Annotated in this window: 7 protein-coding genes, 1 rRNA gene and 1 pseudogene; 4 read left to right on the top strand and 5 right to left on the bottom strand. The window is 69.9% G+C overall.

The features are described from left to right. Positions 1 to 95, top strand: a 5S ribosomal RNA gene (gene rrf, locus K5L01_RS12965); the annotation flags it as partial. A gap of 66 nt (positions 96 to 161) precedes the next feature. On the opposite strand, the pseudogene K5L01_RS12960 reads toward rrf, so the two are convergent. Beyond that, a pseudogene (locus K5L01_RS12960) lies at positions 162 to 406 on the bottom strand (methylglyoxal synthase); the annotation flags it as partial. A gap of 367 nt (positions 407 to 773) precedes the next feature. Next, entirely contained in the window at positions 774 to 1,427 is a 654-nt protein-coding gene (locus K5L01_RS12955; RefSeq protein ID WP_250064960.1) for a DUF4097 family beta strand repeat-containing protein, read from the bottom strand. 48 nt (positions 1,428 to 1,475) lie between these two features. Here K5L01_RS12955 and K5L01_RS12950 point away from each other — a divergent pair, with 48 nt between their 5' ends. Both K5L01_RS12950 and K5L01_RS12945 read left to right on the top strand, forming a co-directional pair. Then, entirely contained in the window at positions 1,476 to 2,789 is a 1,314-nt protein-coding gene (locus K5L01_RS12950; RefSeq protein WP_250064959.1) for a murein hydrolase activator EnvC family protein, read from the top strand. Between the two features lie 118 nt (positions 2,790 to 2,907). Then, positions 2,908 to 4,314 (top strand): S41 family peptidase, encoded by a 1,407-nt coding sequence (locus K5L01_RS12945; RefSeq protein WP_250064958.1) that lies wholly within the window; start codon positions 2,908 to 2,910, stop codon positions 4,312 to 4,314. 51 nt (positions 4,315 to 4,365) lie between these two features. On the opposite strand, the gene K5L01_RS12940 is transcribed toward K5L01_RS12945, so the two are convergent. Together K5L01_RS12940 and K5L01_RS12935 are read right to left on the bottom strand one after the other, a co-directional pair. Further along, entirely contained in the window at positions 4,366 to 4,689 is a 324-nt protein-coding gene (locus tag K5L01_RS12940) for a DUF1820 family protein (protein ID WP_250064957.1), read from the bottom strand. 40 nt (positions 4,690 to 4,729) lie between these two features. Beyond that, a complete protein-coding gene (locus tag K5L01_RS12935; protein WP_250064956.1) occupies positions 4,730 to 5,422 on the bottom strand; it encodes a rhomboid family intramembrane serine protease in 693 nt (230 codons plus the stop codon). Positions 5,423 to 5,634: 212 nt separating this feature from the next. Here K5L01_RS12935 and K5L01_RS12930 point away from each other — a divergent pair, with 212 nt between their 5' ends. Next, on the top strand, positions 5,635 to 7,062 hold the full coding sequence (locus K5L01_RS12930; protein ID WP_250064955.1) for an outer membrane protein transport protein: 1,428 nt from the start codon (positions 5,635 to 5,637) through the stop codon (positions 7,060 to 7,062). Between the two features lie 115 nt (positions 7,063 to 7,177). Here the strand turns inward: K5L01_RS12930 and K5L01_RS12925 are convergent, their stop codons facing one another. Further along, positions 7,178 to 9,319 carry a prolyl oligopeptidase family serine peptidase gene (locus K5L01_RS12925; RefSeq protein ID WP_250064953.1) on the bottom strand — a complete coding sequence of 714 codons (2,142 nt, stop codon included), beginning with the start codon at positions 9,317 to 9,319 and terminating at the stop codon, positions 7,178 to 7,180.

Here is a 9,319-nt window from a genome sequence, read left to right as displayed (position 1 = left end):
GGAACCACCCGATCCCATCCCGAACTCGGAAGTGAAACGCAGCTGCGCCGATGGTAGTGTGGCTCAAGCCATGCGAGAGTAGGTCATCGCCAGGGTTTTTACCCAAAAAGCCCCGCTGCTCATGCAGTGGGGCTTTTTCCTGTCCGGAACCTGCCGGATCCCTATCCCCGGCCCGCCAGCCGCAGCGTCGCCGCCTGCGCCCAGCGCTCGGCGATCACAGGCGCCGTCAGGCACACCGCCCCGGCACTCACCGTCGTCACCGCACGCTCCAGCAACTGGATGTCCGCCTCGTGCTGGCGTGCCACGTGCGGATCCTCGAAAAAATCGCCCGATGGCAACGTCCGCCAGGCACCTCGGTGCCGTGAGATGCGGGACCGGCTTGGTCGATCGTGAGGTCAGGGAGTTCGTATCAATCCAGGCCGGCCGGTGCCTGAGTGCTCCGTGTGCCGTGTGGAAGCGGCGCTGTAGCGATTGCCGCCCGTTGCTGCGGCTGTCTGCCGTTGTATCCACCTCGGAACGCCATGGCGTACTTCACGAAAGGCGGCGCAATGAAAGCCGGGGCGGGTCGGGTTGGCGGGGGAGGGAGCGGCGCGGGAATCTCCCCTGGGTAGAAACGCGACGAGCAGGCATGCCACGTTGGCCTGGAGGTCAACCCAAGAGGGGGGGAGCCGCCCTGTGCAGCGCCTGATGCGCCGTGGAATCGGCCTGGTGCGCAATCAAGGCAACCGTCTGATCGCCCAAAGCTTGCAGCAGGTCGCCGCGCCGGCCGGGCCTCAATCGCGCGGGGCGCTCTCCGTGTCGAAACGGCGCACCGTGGCGCCACTCACTGGCCCTATCCGCGCACTCTCGTGCACGTACAGCCGCACCTCGCGCTCGAAGCTCAGCGTGCCCTCCACCACCGCCTCCGGGCCCACGATCACCCGCGGACGGCGCGGTGGCGTCAGCGACAGGCTGAACGTCGGTTTGCTGACCCGCACCCCGCCGCGGACGTGCGAGCCCACCCCGATCGTGATGTCGCCATTGACCGTTTTCACGTCACCGCCCACCTCGCTGCGCACCAGCCCAATACTCCCGTTGACCGTCTCGACGTCGTCGGAAATACGCCCCCCCTGGTCGACGAAAATGCTCCCGTTGACTGTCTCAAGGCCGCCGCTGACAACTAGGCCGGTGCCGCTGCGGATCGTGCCGTTCACGGTTTCAAGGTTGCGCGCCTGCACGTACTCGTCGGCGCGGATGCTGCCGTTGACGGTATCCACGTCGCGGGCGCGGACATGGCTGGCGAGATGGATGCTGCCATTGACCGTATCCAGGTCGCGATAGACGCCATTGGCATCGGTGCGGATGCTTCCATTCACTTTGCTGATGTCGTCGCCGGCCATCGCCTGCCCGAGCGGGAGCAGGAGGGCCAGCAGCAGGAGTCGTTTCATCGCAGGTCTCGGCGGGGAAAACCCTGTTGGGCACAAGTGGATGGCAGCATGTCTGGGTACAATCCACATCTGCCTGAAGTCACTGGAACCTCTTTGCGACAATCCGCCCGCCGCCTCCGGCCTGCCCGTTTCGCGACGCTGTCGGCGTGGGGCATCGGTTGCCTGCTGGCGCTGGGGCTGGCCAGCCCCGGCGCGCTGGCGCAGAGCGGTTCGCGCGATGCGGAACGCAAGTTGCAGCAGCTGCGCGGTGAACTGCGTGACCTGGCCCAGGAACGGCGGCGCCTGCAGGGCGCGCGCGGCGAGGCGTCCCGGCAGCTGCGCGAGGCGGATGAGAAGGTCGCCCGCAGCGGCCGTGCGGTGGCCGAGACCGAGGCGGCGATCCGCCGCGAGCAGGCGGCGCTGGCCGAGCTCAAGCAGCGGCAGCAGGCGTTGGAGGCGGACCTCGCCGGCCAGCGCCGGCAACTGGCGGCCTTGCTGCGCGGGGCATACCAGCTGGGCAACCACGCGCCGCTGAAGCTGCTGCTGTCGCAGGACCGCGTGGCCGATGCCAACCGCGATCTGGTCTATCACCGCTACCTGCAGAATGCGCGGGCGGAAATGATCACCCGGCTGACCGGGGATCTTCAGGCGCTGACCGACACCGAGCGGCGGATTGTCGCGCGCAGCGAGGAGTTGGCCTCGTCCCGCGAACGCCAGCGACAGCAGTCGGCCGCGCTGGCCGCGGAGCGCCGCCGTCGTGCCGACGTCGCGGCCGATCTGGACAGCCGTTACCAGGACCGCAGCGAGCGCGAGAAGGCGCTGGGCAAGGATGCGCGCGACCTCGAGCGGCTGCTGGCCAACCTACGGGCCGCGGCGGCGCGTGCGGAGGCCGAACGCCGGGCTGCCGCCGAGCGTGCGCGCCAGAGCACCGCCACCGCACCGGCCCGGAGCGGCGCGGGGAAAGTGCCGCCGAGAGTCGCGGCGACCGCACCTGCGCCGAAAGTCGGCGGGTTGGGCTGGCCACTGTCGGGCAACCTCCTGGCCCGTTACGGCGGGCGGCTGCCGGATGGCCGGACCAGCAGCGGTGTGCTGATCGGCGCTCAGGCGGGTACCAGCGTGACCGCGGTCGCCGACGGCACCGTGGTGTTCTCGGACTGGATGACCGGCTACGGCATGATCCTGATCGTGGATCACGGCAATGGCTACATGAGCCTGTACGCGCACAACGACACCCTGCTGCGGGACGCCGGCGCACGGGTGCGCCGCGGCGAGGCGGTGGCGCGTGTCGGCAACTCCGGCGGGCAGGGGGTGACGGCACTGTACTTCGAACTGCGCCGCAATGGTCAGCCGGTGGATCCGGGTACCTGGCTGCAGCGGCAGTGACTGCCGGCTGAGCGGCGGGCGGGCGCGCCGCCGCCCGTTCAACGGGAATTCGGCCCGGCATCGCGCATAATCGACCCCGGCGCGCCTGGCGCGCATCCGTTTTCTCATGGAGTGGTTCATGCGTGTAGCCGGTCTCGTCCTTGCCCTGCTGTCCGCGCTGTCGCCGGCCATCGGCTTCGCACAGAGCACCGCGGAGACCGCCCGGAAGGCGCAGGATCCCACGTCCAAGGAGTCGGCCACCTCGCGGGTGCCGCTGGAGGACATCCGCCGTTTCGTCGCGGTGTACAACGCCGTGCGTGCCGCCTATGTCGATCCGGTGGACGACAAGAAGCTGATGCACGCGGCGGTGCGCGGCCTGCTGCTGGACCTGGACCCGCACAGCACCTATTTCGACAAGCAGGACGCCGAAGCCTTCGACGAGCAGGCCACCGGTGCCTACGAGGGCATCGGCGTGGAGCTGCTGCAGCAGCAGGACAACACCCTGAAGGTGGTGTCGCCGATCGACGACACGCCCGCGGCCCGCGCCGGCCTGCGTGCCGGGGACCTGATCGTGGCCATCGACGGCAAGCCGATCGCGACCATCGAGGCGATGGAGCCGCTCCGCGGCCCCGCCGGCAGCGAGGTGGTGCTGACGATCCAGCGCGACCGCGAGCCTCCGTTCGACGTCACCGTCACCCGCGAGACCATCCGCATCACCAGCGTCCGCAGCAAGCTGCTCGAGCCGGGCTACGGCTACGTCCGCATCAGCACCTTCCAGGCCGATACCGGTGCCGATTTCCAGAAGCACGTCGGCGAACTGCAGGCGCAGGCGGGTGGAAAGTTGAAGGGCCTGGTGCTCGACCTGCGCAGCAATCCCGGTGGCCTGCTCACCGCCGCGGTACAGGTGGCCGACGACCTGCTGGAGAAGGGCGTGATCGTCAGCACCCGCGGCCGCATCTCGGTCAGCGATGCCCGGTTCGAGGCAACACCGGGCGACCTGATGCGGGGCGCCCCGGTGGTGGTCATCGTCGACGCGGGGTCGGCCAGCGCGTCGGAGGTGCTGGCCGGCGCCTTGCACGACAACCATCGCGCGCGGATCGTCGGCAGCCGCACCTTCGGCAAGGGCTCGGTGCAGACGGTGCTGCCGCTGGACAACGGGGATTCGGTCAAGCTGACCACGGCGCGCTACTACACGCCCAGCGGCCGTTCGATTCAGGCCACCGGCATCGTGCCCGACGTCGAGTTGACGCCGGATCCGGCCAATGCCGACAAGGACAGGCCGGCGGCCCTGGCCGATTTCAGCGAGGCCAAGCTGCCGGGCCACCTGCGGGGCGACGACGAGGCCACGACGGCGGCGGCCGGGGTGGTGCTGCCCGGCGATGGGCCGGTCCAGGCGGCACTGCGCGAACTCAAGCAGCCCGGATCGGCGGTTCCCGCCGTCAAGGCCGCGCCGACGGCGCCGGAGCCCGTGCCGGACGTGGACGTGGACGAAGCCGCACCGCCACACCCGCAGGTGCCTGCGGCCGCCGCCGACACGGACAGCTGAATCGGCCCGGTCTGCCCGGACGGGCGATCTGCCGGCCAGGCGATGGGAGGTTCAGCGCGGCTTGGCCGGGACCGGGAAGGGCGTGACCACCTTCTCGCCGGTGGCGGCGTCGCGGATGGCCGACTGGCCCTTCTTCTCCACTTCCTCGATGCGGACGATGCTCTGCATCGGCAGGTGCAGGACCCGGGTGCTGCCGAACTCCTCGCGCAGGCGCTCTTCGGTGGGGTCCACGACCAGCCCGTCGTGCAGATCGAACACCAGGTCGGCGACTTCGTTGAATCCCCACAGGTGGCTGCTGCCCACGCGCCGGGCGTACAGCTCGTAGACCTTGCCGTGGTTGAGGAACGTGATCTTGTACAGGGGCTTGTTGCTCATCCGGCGATTATAGGGAGCCGGCCGGGCCCCCGGGCGCGGGCTAGAAACCGTGGCGCTTGCGCAGCCGCCGCGCGATCGCCGCCCGGACATACAGCCCGTAGGTGATGCCGAACAGGAAGCCGGCCGCATGCGCGGACCAGGCGACCATGCCGAAACTCGGGCCGATGTAGGCGAACAGCACCTGCAGTGCGGCCCAGACCCCGATCAGCAGATAGGCCGGGGCACGGACGAATTCCAGGAACAGCCCCAGCGGCAGCACCACGCCCAGGCGTGCGCCGGGGAACAGCGCCAGGTAGGCGCCGAGCAGTGCCGAGACCGCGCCGCTGGCGCCGATGATGATCCGGTCGGGCGAGCCCATCGCATACAGGGCGGCAAGGTTGGCGGCGGCGCCGCCCAGCAGGAACAGGAACAGCAGGCGCCAGGGCCCCAGCACGCGCTCGGCGGGCAGGCCGAAGATCAGCAGGAACACCAGGTTGCCGAGCAGGTGCAGCCAGTCCGCGTGCAGGAACAGCGCGGTGAACAGGCGCAGCACACTGCCGTCGCGCAATGCCGCCCACCAGTCCTGGGGATTGCCCAGGCCGGTGGACAGGGCGCCCCAGTCCATCCACAGCGAACGCCGGGCCTCGTCCGGCCAGGAGATGGACCACAGGAAGGCCAGCCAGATCTGTGCGAACAGCAACGGCACCGCCCAGCGCGGTCCGGGTTTCTGGCGGGAAGGAAGGGAGATGAACATGGCGCGGCAAGCCTACTCCGGCGGTGGTTTGACGGGGTGAGGACGTTCAGATGTATGAATGAAGAGGCGTTATTGTTTGGTTAACACAATTGGGTGATACTGCATACGGCGTCGTATGTCGGGAAGGGGAATCCGGCGCGGCACGGGTTCGGAGGGTCCCGTGACGCAGGCGCACCAGTGAACCATCACCGTCATCCGGAGAGAGCTTCAACATGCAAACCACTTCAACGCTCGCACGCGTCACCGCCTTGGCCTTCGGCATCGCCGGTGCGCTGGCCTTCAGCCATGCCGACGCCGCCGCTTTCCAGCTCAAGGAAAACAGCGCCAAGGGCCTGGGCCGCGCCTTTGCCGGTTCCACCTCCGCGGAGGGCGACGCTTCGGTGATCGCCACCAACCCGGCTTCGATGCGCCTGCTCGAGGGCCGCCAGTTCCAGGCCGACGTCAGCGCCATCAGCTTCAGCGCCAAGTTCCGCGGCGATGGCCACTACGCCAACGGCGCGCCGATCTCCGGCGGCAATGGCGGCGACGCCGGCATGATCGCGCCGGTCCCGGCGATGTACCTGCACCTGCCGTTCGGCGAGAACGACAACATGCACTTCGGTACCTCGCTGACCGTGCCGTTCGGCTTCAAGACCGAATACGACCGCGACTGGGTCGGCCGCTACAGCGGCGTCAAGACCGAGCTGCAGGCCATCGACCTGAGCGCGGCGTTCTCCTACGACGTGAACCCGTACGTGTCCTTCGGCGCGTCGGTGTTCGCCGAGCGCCTGAACGTCGATCTGACCAGCGCCCTGGACATGGGCACGGCGATCAACGCCAGCGCCCAGCAGAAGGCCGCGGCCGCCGCGCTCGCCGCGGGCGGTTCCCCGGCGCAGGCGGCTGCCGCCGCGCAGCAGGCCGCGCAGCAGATGGCGCAGATGGGCTTCTCCCCGGGCAGCGCCGACGGCTTCCTGCGCATCAAGGGCGACAAGGTCACCTACGGCTACACCCTGGGCACCACCCTGACCCCGGTGGAAGGCACCAACATCGCCTTCAGCTACCGCTCCTCGGTCAAGCACAAGATCAATGACGGCAACGCCCGCTTCACCGTGCCGCCGAACGCCGCCGCGCTGCTGGCCGCGACCGCTCCGGGCACCTTCATCGACAGCAAGGGCCGCGCTTCGATCACCCTGCCGGCCAGTGCCACGGTGAGCTTCAGCCACCGCATCAACGACCAGTGGTCGCTGATGGCCGACGTGTCGCGTACCGCCTGGAGCAAGTTCGACCAGGTGACCGTGCAGTACGATTCCAACCAGCCCGACAGCGTGCTGCCGTTCCACTACCGCGACACCACCTTTGCCTCGGTGGGTACCGAGTACCGGATGAGCGAGACGCTGACCCTGCGCGGCGGCCTGGCCCTGGACCAGACCCCGACCACCGACGCTCACCGCGACGTCCGCGTGCCGGACACCTCGCGCAAGTGGCTGTCGCTGGGCCTGACCTGGACGCCGTCGGAAAGGGCCGAGTACAGCGTGGGCTACACCCACCTGTTCACCAGCGATCCGAACACGCATGCGGTGTCGGCGACCAACAACTTCGTCGATGGCAAGTACAAGGTCGGTGGCGACGTGCTGGCCGCTTCGGTCAACTACAAGTTCTGATCCGGACAACCGCACCGCCGGCACCCGCCGGCGGACGCGGAACGATCCACGAAAGGGCCCCGCATGCGCGGGGCCCTTTTCGTTGCCGTGCAGGCGGAGCCTGCCGCATCCGGCGTCAGTGGCTGCCGGTGCCACCGTCGATCAGTCGGTCGATCAGGAAGCTCATCCGCAGCGCCATCAGCTCGGGGTTGCGGAAGGCGTCGCTCACGCCGTGGCCGCCTTCCTCGTCTTCATAGAAGTAGGTGGTGGCGCCGGCGTCGGCCAGGCGGTGGGCGAACTTGCGCGCATGGCCCGGCCCGACCCGGTTGTCCTCGGTCGAGATGGTGACCAGGAACGGCGGGTAGGCCGTGCCCTTGCGCACGTTCTGGTAGGGCGAATAGGCCAGCATCGCCGCGGCCTGTTGCGGCACGTCGGGGTCGCCATACTCGTTCATCCACGCCGCGCCCATGCCCATGTGGCGCATGCGGATGAGGTCGGTCAGCGGCACGTCGCTGACCACCGCACCGAACAGGTCCGGGCGCTGGGTGCCGAGGGTGGCCGTGAGCAGGCCGCCGTTGGACATGCCGAAGATGCCGATCCGTTCCGGGCGGGTGAAGCCCGTCGCGATCAGCTGCTCGGTCACCGCGATGAAGTCGTCGTAGGAGTTCTGGCGCTTCTCGCGGAGTGCGGCCTGGTGCCAGGCCGCGCCGCGTTCGCCGCCGCCCCGCATCGCCGGGATCGCCACCGAACCGCCGCGCTGCAGCCACAGCTTCAGCGCCGGCCCACCGACCACCGCGTCGAAGTAGCCGGGGCGCAGCGAGATCCCGAATGCACCGTAGCCGGTCATCAGCAGCGGCTGCGGGCCCTCGGCGGCGGTCTTGGGACGCAGCAGGAAGTAGTCCACGTCGGTGCCGTCGCGCGAGATCGCGTTGGCGATCTCGGTGACGAAACCGGACGCGTCCATGACCGCCGGGTCCTGGGCGAGCAGCAGCGGCTGGCCGCCGTCGCGGACTAGGTACTGGCTGCGCGGGGTCAGGAAGCCGGTGACCGACAGGGCCAGCTCATCGCGGTCGCGGGCATCGGCACGCAGGGTGGCGGTGTCGCCGGCGGCGACTTCCTGGAGCGGGCGCACCGTCCAGCCGTCTCCCTGCGGGCGTGCGGCCAGCACACGCTGGCGCAGGTGGCGGTTCACCACCAGGAACACTTCCTCGCCGCTGGCGGCCAGGCCGCCGAAGCCGGCATCGACGAACTCGCCGTCGGCCGGCGCGTACACCGCGGAGATCCGCCGGCCTTCCGGCACCGCCGGGTCGGCGGCATAGGCGATCACGGTCTCGGCCGGATAGGCGCGTCCTTCCAGCGTGGCATCGGCCGCCAGCTGCAGCAGCACATGGCGGCGCGAGGTGGCCAGCACGCCGAAGGCCTTGAGCGTCTGCGGCAGCGGCAGCACGCGGACCTGGCCATCGCCGTCCACCAGGCTGACCTCGAAGGTGGAGTAGTCGATCGCCCGGGTCAGCACCGCCTGCGCCGAGGCACCGGTGCCGACACCGGCCAGCTGCACGATGGCGTCGCCGGTCTTGCCCTGGTACACCGGGCGCACGTCGGCCAGCGGCTGCCCGCGGGTCCACAGGCCGAACGCCGTCGGCCAGCCGGCCAGCGACTTGGGCGCATCACCGAGGGTGTGGCCGACCATCACCTGGTCCGGCCCCATCCATTCGGCGAAGGCGCGCGAGCGCGGTACCCGGAAGCCGTCCTCGACGAAGTCGCCGCGGCCCAGGTCGAACTCGCGGATCTCCACCTCGTCGCCGCCGCCGGGCGCGAGGCGCAGCAGGCAGCGGGCGTAGGCGGGTGCCAGGCAGCTGCTGCCCAGGTCGTAGGCCTGCAGCTCGAAAGGCACGCCCTCGCGCTCGCGCAGCGCGGCCACGTCCAGCACCGTGCGCCATTGGCCGGCACGGCCCTGGGCATCGCGCGGCGCCGCCTGGAGCAGGCCGTAGGGATGCTCGGCATCGCGGTACACGCGCAGTGCGCGTTCGCCGAGCAGGTACTGGTCCGGCTCGGCCGGCGCCTGCACCAGCGCGTCGGCCAGTTCGCGGGAGACCGCGGCATGCACCGGCAGCGCGCCGAGCCCGGCGCGGGTGCGGTCGGTGGCCTGGCGCGCCCATTCAAGGGCCTTGGTCTCGTGCGGCGGCTCGAGCCACTGCAGGTCGTCGGCGGCCGTGGCGGGTCCGGCCAGGCCGGCTCCCAGCGCGAGCGCCGGGAGCAGTGAACGTAGGATCGTCAT

Source organism: Stenotrophomonas mori (assembly GCF_023556335.1).
In the GTDB taxonomy this organism is placed as follows: Bacteria; Pseudomonadota; Gammaproteobacteria; order Xanthomonadales; family Xanthomonadaceae; genus Stenotrophomonas; species Stenotrophomonas mori.
The sequence above is the reverse complement of the archived record's forward strand: the minus strand, read 5'-3'. Positions and strand labels throughout refer to the sequence as shown.